This is a genomic window from Variovorax ginsengisoli, assembly GCF_030486595.1.
GTDB classification, from domain to species: domain Bacteria; phylum Pseudomonadota; class Gammaproteobacteria; order Burkholderiales; family Burkholderiaceae_C; genus Variovorax; species Variovorax ginsengisoli_B.
This window is the reverse complement of record NZ_JAUJZH010000010.1, coordinates 49,813-65,716: the sequence shown is the minus strand read 5'-3', so window position 1 is coordinate 65,716 and position 15,904 is coordinate 49,813. Positions and strand designations below refer to the sequence as shown.

The window sequence follows — 15,904 nt, the reverse complement described above, 5'->3', positions numbered from 1 at the left end:
CGCCATGGACTTCAAGGACTACTACAAGACGCTGGGCCTCGAGCGCGGGGCCTCGGAAGACGAGGTGCGCAAGGCCTATCGCAAGCTGGCGCGCAAGTACCACCCCGACGTCAGCAAGGAAGCCGACGCCGACCAGCGCATGCGCGAAATCAACGAGGCCAACGACGTGCTGCGCGACAAGGAGAAGCGCGCCGCCTACGACCAGCTGGCCGACCATGTCGCGCGCGGCGGCAGTCCGGACGGCAGCTTCAGGCCGCCGCCGAACTGGGACGAGGGCTTCGAGTTCCATCGGGGCGCCAACCAGGGGCCAGCCGACCACGCCGACTTCAGCGAGTTCTTCTCGTCGGTGTTCGGCGCCGCCGAACGGCGCGGCGCCCAGCGCCGCAACTACCGCGCCCGCGGAGAGGACCATCACGCGGCCATCGAGATCGCGCTGGAAGACGCGCTCAACGGCGCCGAGCGCGAGATCACGCTGCGCTCGCAGGAGCTCGACGCCCAGGGCCGGCCCGAGTTCAAGACCCGGACGCTTTCCGTGAAGATCCCGCCCGGCGTGCATCCGGGCCAGTACATCCGGCTGGCGGGCCAGGGCATGCCGGGCCACGGCGGCGAGCCGGCCGGTGACCTGTACCTCGAGGTGCGCATCGCGCCGCATCCGCTGTACCGGGTCGAGGACCGCGATCTCTACATGACCCTGCCGATCACGCCGACCGAAGGCGCGCTCGGCGCGCAGGTCAAGGTGCCGACGCCGGGCGGCGGCGTGGTCGAGGTCACGGTGCCGCCCAAGGCGCGCAACGGACTCAAGCTGCGCCTCAAGGAACGCGGCCTGCCGGGCAAGCCGCCGGGCCACCTGTATCTGCTGCTCGAGATCGCACTGCCGCCGGCCGACACCGACGCCGCGCGCAAGGCCTACGAGCAGCTCGCCCAGGCCGCGCCGTTCGATCCGCGGCGCCATCTCGGAGTGTGACGACCATGACTTCCTCCGTCTCCATCACGACCACCACGCTCAGCGCCTCGCACCCCCTGGCCGCCAGCGAACTCGCGCATGCCTGCGGCGCGCAGCTCGACTGGGTGGTCCAGCTGGTCGAGGTCGGCATCATCGAGTCCCGCACGCCGGCCGAGCGGCCGGACGACTGGCGCTTCCATGGCAGCGACCTGCAATGCGCGCTGGAAGCCCGACGGCTGGAGCGCGACTTCGGCGTCGGGCTCGATGCGGCCGCGCTGATCCTCGACCTCGAGCACGAGGTGCGGCGGCTGAAGGGCGTGCTGCGGGCGCAGGGACTGGGGCGCGAGATCTGAAGAAGATCCTGCCGCCGGCGCCTACTGCATCGTCTTCAGGTTCCCGATCCGCACCAGCATCTCGGTGAACATCTGCATGTCGGCGTCGAGGTCGGCCAGCTCCTTGTATTCCTTGGCGTTGTGCGCCGTGTACTTCTTGCCGGGCATCGCCGGTCCGAAGTTGATCGCATTGGGCATCAGCTTGGCGGTGGTGCTGCCCGCGGTCGACACTGGCTTGGCTTCGAGGCCAGTGGTGTCGCCGAAGATGTTGAGCAAGGTCGACAACCAGGCGCCCTTGGGGTCGCGTGCCATCCAGTCGCCCTGTGCATAGTCGATCTCGACCCGGGCCTGGCTCGCCGCGGCCCACTCGTCGACCTTGGACTTGAGCGTGGCCGTGAGCTGCTCGGGCGTGCTGCCGCGCGGCATCCGCACGTTGGTGGTCACCTCGAGCTTGCCGTCCTTCTCGCGGATCAGGTTGGGCGACAAGGTCAGCGGCCCCATGAAGTCGTCCTGGTAGCCGACGCCCATCTTCTCGCCGAGGTAGCCGGTGCCATAGAGGTCGATCAGGTACCTGACGGCCTTGGTGTAGTGGTTGCCCGCCGTCACCACGCCGGACTCCTGCAGGAAGAGCGCGAGCCGCGGCAGCGGGTTGACGCCCTCCTCCGGCCGCGAGCCGTGCGCCGACACGCCCGTGACCTTGACCTCGATGCTGTCCGCACCCTTCGCGATGTCGATGCCGAACTTGCCGCCCTGGCCCTCGTACTTGCGGATGAAAGGCCCCTTGACGAACTCGAGCCGGGCCGCCACCTGCGCCAGGTCGCCCCCCTTCAGCGTGGCGGTCGCCGTCTGCGGCACCGCGTTGGCCGACGAGGCGCCCGCCATCGCGGTGATGGCGGTGCGCACGGCGCTGCTGCCGTCTGCCTCCTCGACCGGGAAGAAGACCTTGAGCGCGCCCGAGCCTTTCTCGGCGACCACGGCCGGGTACTTGCTGTCGAGCACGATGTTGTAGTCGGGCAGCGGCGTCTTCGCGCGGTAGTACTTCATGCCGTCGCCGCCGGTTTCCTCCGTGGTCTCGATCATCAGGCGGATCGTGCGGGCCAGCGGCAGGCCGCTTTCCTTCACGGCCTTCATCGCGTACAGCACCGCCGCGATCGAGCCCTTGTCGTCGATCGTGCCGCGCCCGTAGAGCGTGCCGCCCACGCGCGTCATCTTGAAGGGATCGAGCCGCGTGCCGTCGTCGAGCACCCACTCGTCGGGCACCACGGGCACGACGTCGGCGTGGGTCAGGATGCCGAACTCGTCGGCACCCCGGCCCGGCAGCTTGACCTCGAAGATCCGGTTGTCGACGTTGCGGTATTGCAATCCGAAGTCCTTGGCCATGCGTTCGACCAGGCGACCGAACTCGACGATCTGCGGGCTCTCGTGCGGCGGCACCTTGTCGTCGCGCACCGTCGGGATCGCGATCATCGCCTCGAGCGACGACAGCACCGCCTTCTGGTTGTGGAGGCGGTTGTAGAGCCCCAGCAGGCGCGCGACCTGGATCAGGTCATCGCCGGCGAGCGGGCGCCTGGCCTCGTAGGCAGCTATGGCCGGCTTGAGGCTGGGATCGGCCTTGGCGGCCTGCGCCAGGAAGGCGCGGAAGCTGGCCGCAGGCGCCGCCTGCTGGGTCGCGGCGAGGCGGTCGAGCTCGGGCTTCTTGAGGGTGTCGGCGGCCACACCCGGGGCGGCGATGGCCAGCGCGAGGCTCACCGGGAAAATGGATAAAGTGAATCGATGCATGGTGGGGGTCCGGCCTGGGAACTTGGGCAGAGGCATGCAAGTCTACGACCGGAAAAAGTAGGCAGCGGCTGGCAGACGCCGCGACGCCCAGGCCGAAAAATGCACGTTTGCGTCCCGTTGCCCAAGGAGTCCCGATGCCGGTGATCTGTGCCGCCTGCCAGACCGAGAACCGCGATGCCGCGAAGTTCTGCCACGGCTGCGCCCGCAAGCTGCCCGGCTTTGCCGCCACCGGGCCGTCGCTGCTGGATGGCCTGCGCTCGAAGCGGCCGGCCGCCGCTGCCGCGGCGCATCCGGCCGGCCTCGCCGGGCAGAACGCGCCGCGCGAGTTCTGGCTCGGGCTGGGTGCGCTCATGCTCGCGGTGGCGATCGGATTCGGCGGCTGGTTCGGCTATGTGACACGCAAGGTGCCCGCGCCCGCGAGCCGCGCGGCGCCGGTGGCGGTCGCGCCGCCAGCACCCGCGCAGGCCGCCGCAGCGCCCAGGCCGCCGGAGCCGATGCCGCAGCCGGTGCCGCTCGGCTCGTCGCTGAGCCCCGGCGAAGCGGAAGTGACCGACAAGCCGCTCGTGCCGCCACCCGCCGTCGCCGCAGCGCCCGCGCCGCCGCCCGCCACGCCGGCGGCGGTCGAACGCCGGCCGGCCCCACCCGCCCCCGCGCGCGCGGCCGCACTCGACCCACGTCAGGGCTGCCAGAACCTCAACTTCTTCTCCGCCGCCCGCTGCGAAGCCGCGCACTGCGACCAACCCGCCTACACCCGCCATCCGCGCTGCAATGAAGTGCGGGCCGACCGGCGCCGCGACGAGGCGCGGCGCAATCCGATGCTCGGGACCTGAAGCGGCGGCGTCGGATCTGGATCTACTTCGGGATCAGGCTGCCTTGCCCTGCACCAGCTTGATCACGCTCGAGAAATCCAGCGCCCCATGGCCTCCGAGGCTGTGGGCGGCATACAGGTTGCGGGCCAGCCCGCCGAGCGGCGTCGAAGCCCGCACCGCGGCCGCGTTCTCCTGCGCGAGGCCGAGGTCCTTGAGCATCAGGTCGGTGCCGAAGCCGCCCGCATAGCCCTTGGAAGCCGGTGCGTTCTCCATCACGCCGGGCAGCGGGTTGTACTTCTCGAGCGCCCAGTTGCCGCCCGAGGAGCGCCGCATGATCTCGGACAGCACTTTCGGATCGAGGCCGTTGGCCACGCCCAGCGCGATCGCCTCCGAGGTGCCGATCATCAGGATGCCGAGCAGCATGTTGTTGCAGATCTTGGCGGTCTGGCCGGCACCCGCGGCGCCAGCGTGGAAGATGTTGGCGCCCATCTTCTCGAGCACCGGACGGGCGCGCTCGAGGTCGGCCTCGGCGCCGCCGACCATGAAGGTCAGCGTGCCTGCGATCGCGCCGCCGGTGCCGCCCGACACCGGCGCGTCGATCACCGCGATGCCGCGCTTGACGCCCGCCTCGGCCACCTTGCGCGAGGTCGCGGCCGCGATGGTGCTGCTGTCGATCACCAGCGCGCCCGGTGCGATCTTCTCGAGCAGCCCGTCGCTGCCCAGGTACAGGGCTTCGACATGGGCGCTGGCCGGCAGCATGCTGATCACGACCTCGGCGCTGGCCACGGTCTCGGCCGCCGAGGCGGCGATCGCCAGGCCCTCGGCCGCGAACTTTTTGCAGGCTTCGGCCGAGAGGTCGAAGGCGCTCAGCGTGTGGCCGGCTTTCAGCAAATTGAGGGCCATCGGCCCGCCCATGTTGCCGAGGCCGATGAATGCGATCTTCATGTCGTGTGTCTCCGTTCTTGTGGGGATGCGGGCGGCACGCTCAGGCGAGCGACACCAGTTCGGGCGCCATCTCGCCGCGCGGGCGCAGATGATCTTCGATGAAGGCCGGCGTGATCTCCTCGAGGGTGGCCGGGCTCCAGCGCGGATTGCGGTCCTTGTCGACCAGCACGGCGCGGATGCCCTCGGCGAAGTCCTTGTGGGCACAGAAGCCCAGCGAGGCCCAGTACTCGAGCCGGAACACCTCGGCCAGCGACATCCGCGGCACCCGCTGCCAGAGCGCGAAGCTCAGCGCGGCCGAACTCGGCGCGCCCTTGGCGAAGGTCTTCGCGGCCGTCTGCAGCCATGGGTCTTCATGCTGCAGCTTGCGCAGCCGCTTCGCGATGTCGAGCAGGTCGTCGCCGGCCATCAGCGCGTTGATGGTGTCGAAGTGCTCGCGCAGTTTCGAGGGCGGCAGCCCGGCGCCCTCGCCGGCCTGCGCCAGCACCCGCGACAAGGTGGCGCGGTCGGCCTGCGGCTCGGCCTGCCAGGGTGCCGAGGCGATCGACTCGAGCACCTGCGTCTTCTTCTCGTGCGGCACCAGCAGATCGGCCAGGCCGCAGAAGATCGCGTCCGCCGCATTCAACGGCGCGGCCGTGAGCGCCAGGAACAGGCCCACGCGACCCGGCATGCGGCGCAGGAACCAGCTGCCGCCGACGTCCGGGTAGAGGCCGATGTTGATCTCGGGCATCGCGACCCGGCTCTGCGCCGTGACCACACGGTGCGAGGCACCGGACATGAGCCCGACGCCGCCCCCCATCACGATGCCGTGGCCCCAGCACAGGAAGGGCTTCGGGAAGGTGTGGATCAGGTGGTCGAGCTCGTACTCCTCGGCGAAGAAACGCTCGGCATATTCGTTGCGTTCCGGACCGCATTCGAGCAGCGTCTGGTAGAGCTGGCGCAGGTCGCCGCCGGCGCAGAAGGCCTTCTCGCCCGCCGCATCGAGCAGCACGCCGACGATGCCCGCATCCTCTGCCCACTCGCGCAGCTTCGGCGTCAGCAGCCGCACCATCGCGACCGAGAGCGCATTGAGCGAGGCCGGCGCATTGAGCGTGGCAACGCCGAAGCGCCTGCCGTCGGCGGCCTTGATTTCATTGAAGAGAACTACGGAGTCGGTCATCGGATGTCGGTATCGCCTTCGAGGAGTTTGCGCGCGACGATCACGCGCATGATTTCATTGGTGCCTTCGAGGATCTGGTGCACGCGCGCGTCGCGCACCAGCCGCTCCAGCGGGAATTCGCTCAGGTAGCCGTAGCCGCCGTGCAGCTGCAGCGCGTCGTTGCAGACATTGAAGCCGGCATCGGTCGCGAAGCGCTTGGCCATCGCGCAATAGGTGGTCGCGTCGGCATGGCCGGCATCGAGCTTGCTCGCGGCCAGCCGCACCATCTGCCGCGCCGCCACCAGTTCGGTCGCCATGTCGGCCAGCTTGAACTGCAGCGCCTGGAAGCTGGCCAGCGGCTTGCCGAACTGCTGGCGCTCGTGCAGGTAGCGCCGAGCGGCGTCGAGCGCGCCTTGCGCCGCGCCGACCGAGCAGGTCGCGATGTTGATGCGGCCGCCGTCGAGCCCCTTCATCGCGATGCGAAAGCCCTCGCCTTCGCTGCCCAGCAGGTTCTCGGCCGGCACCCGCACGTCGTCGAAGTCGATGGTGCGCGTGGGCTGGCTGTTCCAGCCCATCTTGTGTTCTTTCTTGCCGTAGCTGATGCCGGGCGCATCGGCCGGCACCGCCAGCGCCGAGATGCCGCCGGCGCCGCCGCCGCCGGTGCGCGCCATCAGCACCAGCACGTCGGTGGAACCGGCGCCCGAGATGAAGGCCTTGCCGCCATTGATCACGTACTCGTTGCCCTGCAGCTCGGCGCGCGTCTTGAGCGATGCGGCGTCCGAGCCGGCACCGGGCTCGGTCAGGCAATAGGAGGCCAGCTTGCGCCCGCTGGTCAGGTCCGCGCCCCAACGCTCGCGCACCGCCGGACCGCCCCAGGTGCCGAGCATCCAGGTCGCCATGTTGTGGATCGTGATGAACGCGGTGGTCGACGGATCGACCGCGGCCATCTCCTCGAACACCAGCGTGGCATCGAGGCGCGGCAAGGCCAGGCCATCGATGCTGTCCGGCGCATAGAGCCCGCAGAAGCCCAGCTCGCCGGCCTTGGCGATGGCGTCCTTCGGGAAGATCGCCTCGGCGTCCCAGCGCGCCGCGTGCGGCGCGAATTCGTTCAGGGCAAAGTCGCGCGCCGTCTGGGCAAAGGCGCGCTGCTCCCCGGTCAGCTCGAAGTCCATGCGGACGAGCTTACTTGAGGCTGATCGTGGTGTTGAGACCGTGCGCCGTGTTGTCGTCGAACCAGCGCGCCGTGACGGTCTTGGTCTGGGTGTAGAACATGATCACCTGCTTGCCGTACGGCCCCAGGTCGCCGAGCTTCGAGGCCCGCGAGCCCGTGAACGAGAACATCGGCACCGGCACCGGGATCGGCACATTGATGCCGACCTGGCCGACGTCGATGTCCTCCTGGAAGCGGCGCGCCGCGGCGCCCGACTGCGTGAAGATCGCGGTGCCGTTGCCGTTCGGGTTGGCGTTGATCAGCTCGATCGCCTCGTCGATGCTCTCGGCATTGGCCAGGCACAGCACCGGGCCGAAGATTTCCTGTTCGTAGATCGTCATGCCGGGCTTGACGTCGGCGAACACCGTTGGGCCGACGAAATTGCCCTTCTCGTAGCCGGGCACGGTGGGCTTGCGGCCATCGAGCGCCAGGGTCGCGCCGTCGGCCACGCCGCGCTCGATCAGGCCGTTGACCCGGTCGTAGGCCGCGCAGGACACCAGCGGGCCGACGTCGACGCCCTTCTCGGTGCCGGCGCCGATCTTCAGCGTCTTTGCTTTTTCGACCAGGTCGGGCACCCACTTCTGCGCCTCGCCGACCAGCACCGCCACCGACACCGCCATGCAGCGCTGCCCCGCGGCGCCGAAGCTCGCGCCGGCCAGCGCGTTGAGGGTCTGCTCCTTGTTGGCGTCGGGCATCACGATCGCGTGGTTCTTCGCGCCCATCATGCATTGCACGCGCTTGCCGGCCAGCGTGGCGCGGTTGTAGACGTGGGTGCCGACCTTGGTCGAGCCGACGAAGGAAATCGCCTTGATGTCCTTGTGGTCGCAGATGGCGTTGACCACCTGCTCGCCGCCGTGGACCACGTTGAGCACCCCGGCCGGGATGCCGGCTTCGAGCGCCAGTTCGCACAGGCGCATCGTGACCATCGGGTCTTGCTCGGAGGGCTTCAGCACGAAGGTGTTGCCGGTGACGATCGCCATCGGGAACATCCACAGCGGGATCATCGCCGGGAAATTGAAGGGCGTGATGCCGGCGCACACGCCCAGCGGTTGCAGCAGCGTGTAGGTGTCGACCCCATTGGCCACGTTGTTGGCCAGTTCGCCCAGCTGCAGGTTGCCGATCGACGCCGCATGCTCGACCACCTCGAGGCCGCGGAACACGTCGCCCTCGGCGTCGGGCAGGGTCTTGCCCTGCTCGGCCGTGAGGATCGCGGCCAGTTCGGCCATGTTTTCGCGGATCAACTGCTGGTACTTGAGGAAGATCCGGGCCCGGGCGCCGATCGGCGTCTTGCGCCAGGTCTTGAAGGCTTCCTTGGCCGAGGCGACCGCGGCGTCGACTTCGGCCGGGGTTGCGAACGGCACCTTGGCCAGCACTTCCTGCGTGGCGGGGTTGACGATGTCGCGCCACTCGGTGGTCTTTGACTCGACGAACCTGCCGCCGATCAGCAGCTTGACGGTGGCGACCTGGGTCGCGGAGGTGGTGGTGGCGTCCATGTGAACTTGTCTCCTTGGAATGGGGGGTCTGCAGCGGCTCATCCTAGCTTTGCACTTTTGCCATGGCAATAGACAAATATGCACCTTCGATCTGCATAATTGCAGACGATGGACTGGGACAACCTGCGCTTTTTTCTCGAGCTCTCTCGCACCGGCACGCTGGTCGGCGCGGCGCGGCGGCTGGCGGTCGACCACACGACGGTCGCGCGCCGCATCCAGGCGCTCGAGAAGCAGGTCGGGGGCGCCCTCTTCTCGCGCGAAGCCGACGGCCACCGCCTGACCGAGGCCGGCCGCCGGCTGCAGCCGCAGGTCGAGGCGATGGAGGCAGCCTTCCACACGGTCGAGCGGTCGGCGCCGGCGTCGCAGGAGGGCTTGTCGGGCCTGGTGCGGATCGGCGCCACCGAGGGCTTCGGCACCGTGGTGCTGGCGCCGCAGCTGGCGCTGTTCGCGCAGGCGCATCCGAAGCTGGTGATCGACCTGCTCGCCATGCCGCGGCTGGTGCACCTGTCGCGGCGCGAAGCCGACATCGTGATCTCGCTCGAACGGCCGGCGCGCGGCCCGGTGGTCGTCGCCAAGCTCAGCGACTACGTGCTGCGGCTTTATGCCTCGAAGTCGTACTTGGCGAACCACGCCCCGATCCGCAGCCGCGACGACCTGCGCGGCCACACCTTCATCAGCTATGTCGACGACCTGCTCTTCAGCAAGGAACTGCAATACCTCGACGAGCTGTACAAGCCCGACTCCTTCGCGCTGCGCAGCACCAGCATCCTGGCGCAGCACCAGGCCACGGCGGCCGGCGCCGGCATCGCGGTGCTGCCGGCCTTCATTGCGGAGCGGGACAAGTCGCTGCGGCGCGTGCTGCCGGCCGAGGCCAACTTCACGCGGACCTTCTGGATATCGGTGCCGGCGGAGACGCGGCACCTGGCGCGGATGAAGGCGGTGTGGGATTTCCTGCGCGAGACGGCGGAGGCACAGCGGACGGTGTTGATGCCGTAGCGGCCGCACCGCCGAATGCCGGCACACCGCTCAAGTGCTCACGACCGGCTTCACCTGCCCCGTTCACTTCCTTGATTGACGTCAATCTGCCGGCGATGCGCGCGAGTATGCTGGCGTAGCGCTGACGCCGCCCGGCTTCCAGCGCGAGACACACGAAGGAGTGTGCGCCATGGGACACCCGCTCGACAGTCGATCACTTGCGCCATCGATGGCGGCGCCCGCCGTGCGCCGGGTTGGCGCCATGCGGCCCTTCGCCTGGCTGCGCCTGGGCGCACGCGATCTGGCCTTCCTGCCGGGCTTGAGCCTCGGCATGGGTGTGCTGGTTTCACTTGCAGGCCTGGCCCTGATGGCCGCGACCAGGGAGGCGACCTACCTTGCGCCCACTCTGCTCGGCGGCTTCCTGCTGGTGGCGCCCTTCGTCGCGATGCCCCTGTACGCGCTGTCGCGCCAGCGCGAGCAGTCCGCCGCGCCGGATTCCGCATCGGCGCTTCGCGCCTGGAGCGGCAACGCCGGCTCGATCGCGCTGTTCGGATTGCTGCTCACCCTCGCGTACTTCGTCTGGGAGCGCCTGGCCGCGATCACCTTCGCCCTGTTCTTCACGGAGCAGCTGCGGCACGCGTCGAATCTGCCCGCGGCGCTATTGCTGTCGGGCCAGTCGGTCACTCTCGTGGTGGCCTTCGTCGCGGTCGGCGCCGCGGTGGCCGCGCTCGTCTTCGCGCTCGGGGTCGTCAGCGTGCCGTTGCTGGTGGATCGCCCGGTGGACGTCATCACCGCGGTGCTGACCAGCCTGCGCTGCTGCGCCCGCAATCCGGCCGCCATCGTGCTGTGGGCTGCGTTGATCGCGCTGCTGACGGCCCTGGGCTTCGCGACGTTCATGCTCGCGCTCGTCGTCATCTTCCCGTGGCTCGCACATGCGAGTTGGCACGCCTATCGCGAGATGGTGGACGCGTGACGCAGGCCTACCCCGCCAGGCCCACGAACACGTGCTGCACGTCGTCATTCGCATCGATGGCGGCCAGGAAGGCCTCCACCTCTTCGAGATGCTCGGCGCTCAGGCTCGCAGGATCGATCGGGTTCTTGGCCTTGTAGCCGAGCTTGGCCGACAGCACCGTGAAGCCCTGGGCCGGCAGCGCGCGGCTGACCAGGTCGAGGTCCGCCGGGCTGGTAAGGAACACGGTGACGCCCTCCTCGCCCGGCTCGAAGTCCTGGGCCCCGGCCTCGATGGCCGCGAGCTCAGGGTCGGCACCGGCCTGCCGGGCTTCGGCCTCGATCATCCCGAGGTGGTCGAAGTCCCAGGCGACCGAACCGGACGCGCCCAGTTGCCCCTTGCGGAACAGCACCCGCATCTCGGGCGCGGTGCGGTTGACGTTGTCGGTCAGGCATTCGACCATCACCGGCACCCGGTGCGGTGCGAAGCCCTCGTAGATCACGTGATCGAAATGCACCGACTCGCCGGTCAGGCCCGCGCCCTTCTTGATGGCACGCTCGAGCGTGTCCTTGGGCATCGAGACCTTGCGGGCCTGCTCGACCACCAGCCGCAGCCGCGAGTTTGACGCCGGGTCGGCGCCGCTGCGGGCGGCGATCATGATTTCTTTCGCGAGCTTGCCGAACAGCCGGCCCTTGGCGTTGGCCGCCAGGTCCTTGTGCTTGGCTTTCCATTGCGCGCCCATGTGTTGTGTTCCTTAGTTTTATCTGTGGCCGGCCTCGGAGGCTCGACATCAATGGGGCCGGCCGTCGAACGGATTCTCGATCGTCAATCGATCCTCGACGCGAAGCCCGGCATGCATGTCTTCCGAGTACAGCGTCTCACACCCAGCCAACAAGGCGGAAGCAGCGATCATCGAGTCGTAGACGGACAGTTGATATCGCTCGGCCAGTTGGCGGCCGAGGTCATGGGTTGCGATTGTGATCGGTTCGACGCGACACAGTGCACGCAGCAGTTCCGAAAAGTCGCCGATGTCAGTCCATGACATGCCCAGCTTGCGGCGCGCCACATTCGTGAACTCGTTCAACACCTGAACGCTCACAACCGGCCCCTCCGCCAGCACCGCTTCGGCACGATCCGCCTTCTTGCCGTCGTGCGACAGCAGGTACAGCACGACGTTCGTGTCGACAAACCGCTCAGCGCTCATTTGCGCCATCGCGATCGAATGAGAAATCAGCGGGCAGTCGGCCGCGGAACTCGCGCAACGCCGCAAGAACTTGTTCTTTTCCCGGCTTCTTGCTCAGCACCAGTTGGCGAGGACCACGCACGCTCACTTGCACGTCATCGCCATCGGCGAGTTCCAACTCCTTGACCAACGCCGCAGGCAAGCGAATCGCCAGGCTATTGCCCCACTTCGACACTTGCATCGGCGCTCCTCGTTGATTGGATATACAAGATAAAATGTATATCTATATCACACTGGGGTCAAGCTCAAGGCCACACAGCCGGATCCGTCCCCGGCGGCACCGAAGGCCGCGTCCACCCCGCCGGCGTCCGCGCCAACTGCGCGCTGTGCCTCAACCCGCAGAACTCGCCGAAGCCCGAGGCCGAGGTCTCCAGGTACGGCGTCCGATCGGGCACGGCCACGCCGAGACCGCCTTCGGTCCGCCCCAACCCGCGCAGCCAGCGCCCGGTCTGCGCCAGCGACACCTGCACGTGCCAGCTGCCGCCCTCGCGCTGCTGGCGCCACAGCGCCGCCGCCGCGCCCATCGCGATCAGGTAGCCGGTGGCCTCGTCGAGGATCTGCATCGGCAGCGGCCGGGGCTTGCCGTCGCCGGCGGCCTCGCCCTCGGCGTGGTTGAAGCCCATGGCCGTCTGAACCAGCGAATCGAAGCCGCGCCGCCCGGCCCAGGGCCCGCGCGTGCCGTAGGCCGAGAGCGAGACGTGGACGATGCCGGGCCGGATGCGCGACGTGTCTTCAGGACCGAAGCCGAGCGCCGCGAGCCCGCCGGGGCGATAGCCCTGCACGAACACATGCGCGTCCGCCAGCAGGCGCGCCAGCGTCTCCTTGCCTTCGGCGCTCTGGAGGTCGACATGCGCCGACAGCTTGCCGCGGCTGGTGTCGGCGATGGCCTCGATGTTCGGCAGCTTCGGCGAGTTGACCAGCATCACCTCGGCGCCATAGGCCGCAAGCGCGCGACCGCCCACCGGGCCGGCAAGGATGCGCGTGAGGTCGAGCACGCGCAGGCCGGTGAGCGGGCGCTGGTCGTCCGCCAGCGGCAGCAGTGACAGGGGCGATGCATCGCCGATGCGCTCGATGGTGAACAACGGCTGATCGGCCAGCGCCCTGCCCTGCGGGGTCGCATCCCACTCTTCGAAGCGCCGCAGCGCGGTCGCGACCAGGCCTCGCGCGGCCGCGGCTTCTTCGAAATCGACCGCCTTCCAGCCCCGCATCGCAGCTTCGGCATCGGCCCGCTGCGCGCGCTGCGGGTCCAGCCCCAGCAGCCGCAGCGCGCCTTCGCGATGGTGCGCGAAATTGGCATGGATGCGCACCCAGCCATCCGAGCTGCGATAAAGGCCCGAGAAGGCATCCCAGAGCTCGGGCACCCGGCCGTCGAGGCTGAACCAGCCGGTGCATTCGAGCGCCGCATGCCGCATGTCGACGCTCACCGCCTGGCGCGCGGCACCGCGCTGGTGGCCGAGTTCGCAGGCCGCCAGTGCCGCCGCCGCGATGCTGCATTGGGCCGCGGTGCCCACCGCAAAAGACGAAGGCAGCACCGGGTCGGCGCCCGGAAGCTGCGCAGAGGCCAGTGCCTCCTCGGGCAATCCGGCCTGCAGCCACAGGCTGCGCAGGGCATCGAAGGCGTTCATGGCGCGGCCTTTCGTCGGGTCGTTACTGCAGCAGTTCGAATCCCTGCTCGCGCACGCTCTGCGAGTCGAACCCGATCTGCACGTTGAAGCGGCCCGGCTCCGCCACGCGGCGCAGCTGGGCATTGAAGAACTTGAGCTTGTCCTCGTCGACCGTGAAGCGCACCTGGCGCTCCTCGCCGGGCTGCAGCATGAGCTTGCGAAAATCCCTCAGCTCCTTGACCGGACGAACCACCGACGCGGCCACGTCCTGGATATAGAGCTGCACCACGGCCTCGCCCGCGCGCTGGCCCGTGTTCTTGACGGTCACGCTCGCTTCCACCTTGCCGTTGCGCGCCATGGTCGGGCTCGACAGCGTGACGTCCGACAGCGTGAAGTCTGTGTAGCTCAGGCCATAGCCGAAGGGATACAACGGGCCGGTCACCTCCTCGTAGTACTGCGAGGTGTAGTTGCCCGGCTTGCCTTCCGTGAAGGGGCGGCCCAGCCGCGGATGGTTGTAGTAGGTCGGGATCTGCCCGACCGAGCGCGGGAACGAGATCGGCAGCTTGCCCGCCGGGTTGTAGTCGCCGTAGAGCACGTCGGCGATCGCGTTGCCGCCCTCGGTGCCGGTGTACCAGGTCTCGAGGATCGCGTCGGCCTCCTGCTGCTCGCGCACCAGCGCCAGCGGGCGACCGTTCATGAGCACCAGCACCAGCGGCTTGCCGGTGGCCTTGAGCGCGGTGATCAGGTCGCGCTGGCTCTGCGGCAGGTCCAGGCTGGTGCGGCTCGACGACTCGTGCGACATGCCGCGCGCCTCGCCGACCGCCGCCACGACCACATCGGCCTGCTGCGCGGCCTTCACCGCCTCGGCGATCATCTCGGCCGGCGTGCGCGGGTCCTGCGTCACCTCGGGCGTGTCCCAGTTGAGGAAGTTGAGGTACTTGACAACACCCTCGTCGTTGGTGATGTTGGCGCCGCGCGCATAGATCACGCGGCCCTTCCCGTCCTTCGCGACCGCGGCGTTCAGGCCCGCGCGCAAGGTGACCGCGTTCTTCGAATAGCCCGCCGCCGACCAGCTGCCGAGCATGTCGATCGGCGCGTCGGCCAGCGGGCCGACCAGCGCGATGGCGGCCGAGCGCGCCAGCGGCAGCGTGCGGTTGCGGTTCTCGAGCAGTACCATCGACTTGCGCGCCACCTCGCGCGCGGCCGGACGGCTCAGGCGGCTGTCTGCATTGAGGTCCGGCGGATCGTCCTTGGCCACGCCGATGCGCAGGTACGGGTCGCGGAACAGGCCCATGTCGTACTTCGCGCCCAGCACCTCGCGCACCGCGTTGTCGATCGCCTTCATGCTCACCTCGCCGGACTTGACCAGGCCCGGCAGCTCCTTCAGGTAGACCGAATCGGCCATGCTGAGGTCGATGCCGTTGTTGATCGCGAGCTTGGCGGCCTCGCGCTCGTCCTTGGCCACGCCATGGCGGATCAGCTCGATGATGGCGCCGTGGTCGCTGACCGCCACGCCCTTGAAACCCCAGTCCTTGCGCAGCAGGTCCTGCATCAGCCAGGTGTTGGAGGTGGCGGGCACGCCGTTGATCGAGTTGAGCGCCACCATCACGCCGCCGGAACCGGCATCGATCGCGGCGCGGTACGGCGGCAGGTAGTCCTGGTACATCCGCATCGGACTCATGTCGACCGTGTTGTAGTCGCGCCCGCCTTCCACCGCGCCGTACAGCGCGAAGTGCTTCACGGCCGTCATGATGCGGCCGGCGGGCACCGGCAAGGTGCCGCCCTGGAAGCCCTTGACCGCGGCCTTGGCGATCTCGGACACCAGGTAGGGGTCTTCGCCGAAGCCCTCCGAGGTGCGGCCCCAGCGCGGGTCGCGCGCGATGTCGACCATCGGCGCGAAGGTCATGTCGATCGAGTCGGCGCTGGCTTCGCGGGCAGCGGTACGCGCCATCACGTCGACCGCGCCCAGGTCCCAGCTCGACGCCAGCCCGAGGCCGATCGGAAAGGTGGTGCGATGCCCGTGGATCACGTCATAGGCGTAGAACATCGGGATCTTCAGCCGGCTCTTCATGGCCGCGTCCTGCAGCCGGCGGTTGTCGGGGCGGTTGACCGAATTGAAGGTGCCGCCGACCCGGCCGGCCGCGATCTCGTCGGCCAGCTGCGCGATCGGCATTTCGGGGCCGATGCTGATCAAGCGGAGCTGGCCGATCTTCTCGTCCAGCGTCATTCTTGAAATGAGGTCGGCGACCAAGGCCGTTTTGCTTTTCGGTGCGGCGGGCTGCGCCTGGGAGAAAGCCAGCGGGCTGGCCAGTCCGGCCGCCAGGGCCAGCACAAACGACATCTTCATTCAGTCTCTTTCATGGATTCGTCGCCGCGTGCGGCGATGCGTCTCGCGCACGGCCCCTCTCTCGAGGGGGAAGGCTTGTCTAGCCCTGGATGCTAAGCTAAGCCGATATTTGTCGACTCGGACAGATCCGAGATACGACA

General features: G+C 68.6%; 15 protein-coding genes. 5 read left to right on the top strand and 10 right to left on the bottom strand.

Annotation, left to right across the window (positions count from 1 at the left end):
* Positions 1-4 precede the first annotated feature (4 nt).
* The gene (locus QZH52_RS15585) at positions 5-964 is read left to right on the top strand and encodes a DnaJ C-terminal domain-containing protein (protein WP_301810649.1); all 960 of its coding nucleotides are present in this window, start codon (positions 5-7) and stop codon (positions 962-964) included.
* 5 nt (positions 965-969) lie between these two features.
* Complete coding sequence (locus tag QZH52_RS15580) at positions 970-1,296, top strand: chaperone modulator CbpM (protein ID WP_301810648.1); 327 nt, start codon at positions 970-972, stop codon at positions 1,294-1,296.
* A 21-nt stretch (positions 1,297-1,317) separates the two neighbouring features.
* Here the strand turns inward: QZH52_RS15580 and QZH52_RS15575 are convergent, their stop codons facing one another.
* Positions 1,318-3,054 (bottom strand): dipeptidase, encoded by a 1,737-nt coding sequence (locus tag QZH52_RS15575; protein WP_301810646.1) that lies wholly within the window; start codon positions 3,052-3,054, stop codon positions 1,318-1,320.
* Positions 3,055-3,188: 134 nt separating this feature from the next.
* Here QZH52_RS15575 and QZH52_RS15570 point away from each other — a divergent pair, with 134 nt between their 5' ends.
* The gene (locus tag QZH52_RS15570) at positions 3,189-3,884 is read left to right on the top strand and encodes a hypothetical protein (protein ID WP_301810644.1); all 696 of its coding nucleotides are present in this window, start codon (positions 3,189-3,191) and stop codon (positions 3,882-3,884) included.
* Between the two features lie 33 nt (positions 3,885-3,917).
* Here QZH52_RS15570 and mmsB read toward each other — a convergent pair whose 3' ends face one another.
* From mmsB to QZH52_RS15550, 4 genes are read right to left on the bottom strand one after another with little or no spacing between them, the layout of a single operon-like run.
* On the bottom strand, positions 3,918-4,808 hold the full coding sequence (mmsB, locus tag QZH52_RS15565; protein ID WP_301810642.1) for a 3-hydroxyisobutyrate dehydrogenase: 891 nt from the start codon (positions 4,806-4,808) through the stop codon (positions 3,918-3,920).
* 40 nt (positions 4,809-4,848) lie between these two features.
* A complete protein-coding gene (locus tag QZH52_RS15560) occupies positions 4,849-5,964 on the bottom strand; it encodes an enoyl-CoA hydratase/isomerase family protein (protein ID WP_301810640.1) in 1,116 nt (371 codons plus the stop codon).
* Entirely contained in the window at positions 5,961-7,115 is a 1,155-nt protein-coding gene (locus QZH52_RS15555) for an acyl-CoA dehydrogenase family protein (protein WP_301810639.1), read from the bottom strand. Before QZH52_RS15555 ends, QZH52_RS15560 begins: the two co-directional genes overlap by 4 nt.
* A 10-nt stretch (positions 7,116-7,125) precedes the next feature.
* Entirely contained in the window at positions 7,126-8,646 is a 1,521-nt protein-coding gene (locus QZH52_RS15550; protein ID WP_301810638.1) for a CoA-acylating methylmalonate-semialdehyde dehydrogenase, read from the bottom strand.
* A gap of 108 nt (positions 8,647-8,754) precedes the next feature.
* Here QZH52_RS15550 and QZH52_RS15545 point away from each other — a divergent pair, with 108 nt between their 5' ends.
* Together QZH52_RS15545 and QZH52_RS15540 are read left to right on the top strand one after the other, a co-directional pair.
* Positions 8,755-9,642, top strand: coding sequence for a LysR family transcriptional regulator (locus tag QZH52_RS15545; RefSeq protein ID WP_301810634.1), 888 nt, complete (start codon positions 8,755-8,757; stop codon positions 9,640-9,642).
* A gap of 169 nt (positions 9,643-9,811) precedes the next feature.
* On the top strand, positions 9,812-10,594 hold the full coding sequence (locus QZH52_RS15540) for a DUF2189 domain-containing protein (RefSeq protein ID WP_301810632.1): 783 nt from the start codon (positions 9,812-9,814) through the stop codon (positions 10,592-10,594).
* 7 nt (positions 10,595-10,601) lie between these two features.
* Here the strand turns inward: QZH52_RS15540 and QZH52_RS15535 are convergent, their stop codons facing one another.
* The 5 genes from QZH52_RS15535 to bglX form a co-directional block, all read right to left on the bottom strand.
* Entirely contained in the window at positions 10,602-11,312 is a 711-nt protein-coding gene (locus QZH52_RS15535; RefSeq protein WP_301810630.1) for a YebC/PmpR family DNA-binding transcriptional regulator, read from the bottom strand.
* Between the two features lie 48 nt (positions 11,313-11,360).
* The gene (locus QZH52_RS15530) at positions 11,361-11,783 is read right to left on the bottom strand and encodes a PIN domain-containing protein (protein ID WP_436411587.1); all 423 of its coding nucleotides are present in this window, start codon (positions 11,781-11,783) and stop codon (positions 11,361-11,363) included.
* Entirely contained in the window at positions 11,764-11,994 is a 231-nt protein-coding gene (locus tag QZH52_RS15525; protein ID WP_301810627.1) for an AbrB/MazE/SpoVT family DNA-binding domain-containing protein, read from the bottom strand. The genes QZH52_RS15530 and QZH52_RS15525 overlap by 20 nt, the downstream gene beginning before the upstream one ends.
* Before the next feature lie 64 nt (positions 11,995-12,058).
* Positions 12,059-13,438 (bottom strand): CoA transferase, encoded by a 1,380-nt coding sequence (locus QZH52_RS15520; protein WP_301810625.1) that lies wholly within the window; start codon positions 13,436-13,438, stop codon positions 12,059-12,061.
* 22 nt (positions 13,439-13,460) lie between these two features.
* The gene (gene bglX, locus QZH52_RS15515) at positions 13,461-15,758 is read right to left on the bottom strand and encodes a beta-glucosidase BglX (protein WP_301810876.1); all 2,298 of its coding nucleotides are present in this window, start codon (positions 15,756-15,758) and stop codon (positions 13,461-13,463) included.
* Between the last annotated feature and the right edge of the window lie 146 nt (positions 15,759-15,904).

Bases quoted from the DNA above. Each gene is read 5' to 3' on its own strand.
- QZH52_RS15555 (WP_301810639.1), bottom strand. From the start codon at position 7,115: ATGGACTTCGAGCTGACCGGGGAGCAGCGCGCCTTTGCCCAGACGGCG.
- QZH52_RS15580 (WP_301810648.1), top strand. From the start codon at position 970: ATGACTTCCTCCGTCTCCATCACGACCACCACGCTCAGCGCCTCGCAC.
- QZH52_RS15545 (WP_301810634.1), top strand. From the start codon at position 8,755: ATGGACTGGGACAACCTGCGCTTTTTTCTCGAGCTCTCTCGCACCGGC.
- bglX (WP_301810876.1), bottom strand. From the start codon at position 15,758: ATGTCGTTTGTGCTGGCCCTGGCGGCCGGACTGGCCAGCCCGCTGGCT.
- QZH52_RS15525 (WP_301810627.1), bottom strand. From the start codon at position 11,994: ATGCAAGTGTCGAAGTGGGGCAATAGCCTGGCGATTCGCTTGCCTGCG.
- mmsB (WP_301810642.1), bottom strand. From the start codon at position 4,808: ATGAAGATCGCATTCATCGGCCTCGGCAACATGGGCGGGCCGATGGCC.
- QZH52_RS15540 (WP_301810632.1), top strand. From the start codon at position 9,812: ATGGGACACCCGCTCGACAGTCGATCACTTGCGCCATCGATGGCGGCG.
- QZH52_RS15585 (WP_301810649.1), top strand. From the start codon at position 5: ATGGACTTCAAGGACTACTACAAGACGCTGGGCCTCGAGCGCGGGGCC.
- QZH52_RS15535 (WP_301810630.1), bottom strand. From the start codon at position 11,312: ATGGGCGCGCAATGGAAAGCCAAGCACAAGGACCTGGCGGCCAACGCC.
- QZH52_RS15530 (WP_436411587.1), bottom strand. From the start codon at position 11,783: ATGGCGCAAATGAGCGCTGAGCGGTTTGTCGACACGAACGTCGTGCTG.
- QZH52_RS15550 (WP_301810638.1), bottom strand. From the start codon at position 8,646: ATGGACGCCACCACCACCTCCGCGACCCAGGTCGCCACCGTCAAGCTG.
- QZH52_RS15570 (WP_301810644.1), top strand. From the start codon at position 3,189: ATGCCGGTGATCTGTGCCGCCTGCCAGACCGAGAACCGCGATGCCGCG.
- QZH52_RS15560 (WP_301810640.1), bottom strand. From the start codon at position 5,964: ATGACCGACTCCGTAGTTCTCTTCAATGAAATCAAGGCCGCCGACGGC.
- QZH52_RS15520 (WP_301810625.1), bottom strand. From the start codon at position 13,438: ATGAACGCCTTCGATGCCCTGCGCAGCCTGTGGCTGCAGGCCGGATTG.
- QZH52_RS15575 (WP_301810646.1), bottom strand. From the start codon at position 3,054: ATGCATCGATTCACTTTATCCATTTTCCCGGTGAGCCTCGCGCTGGCC.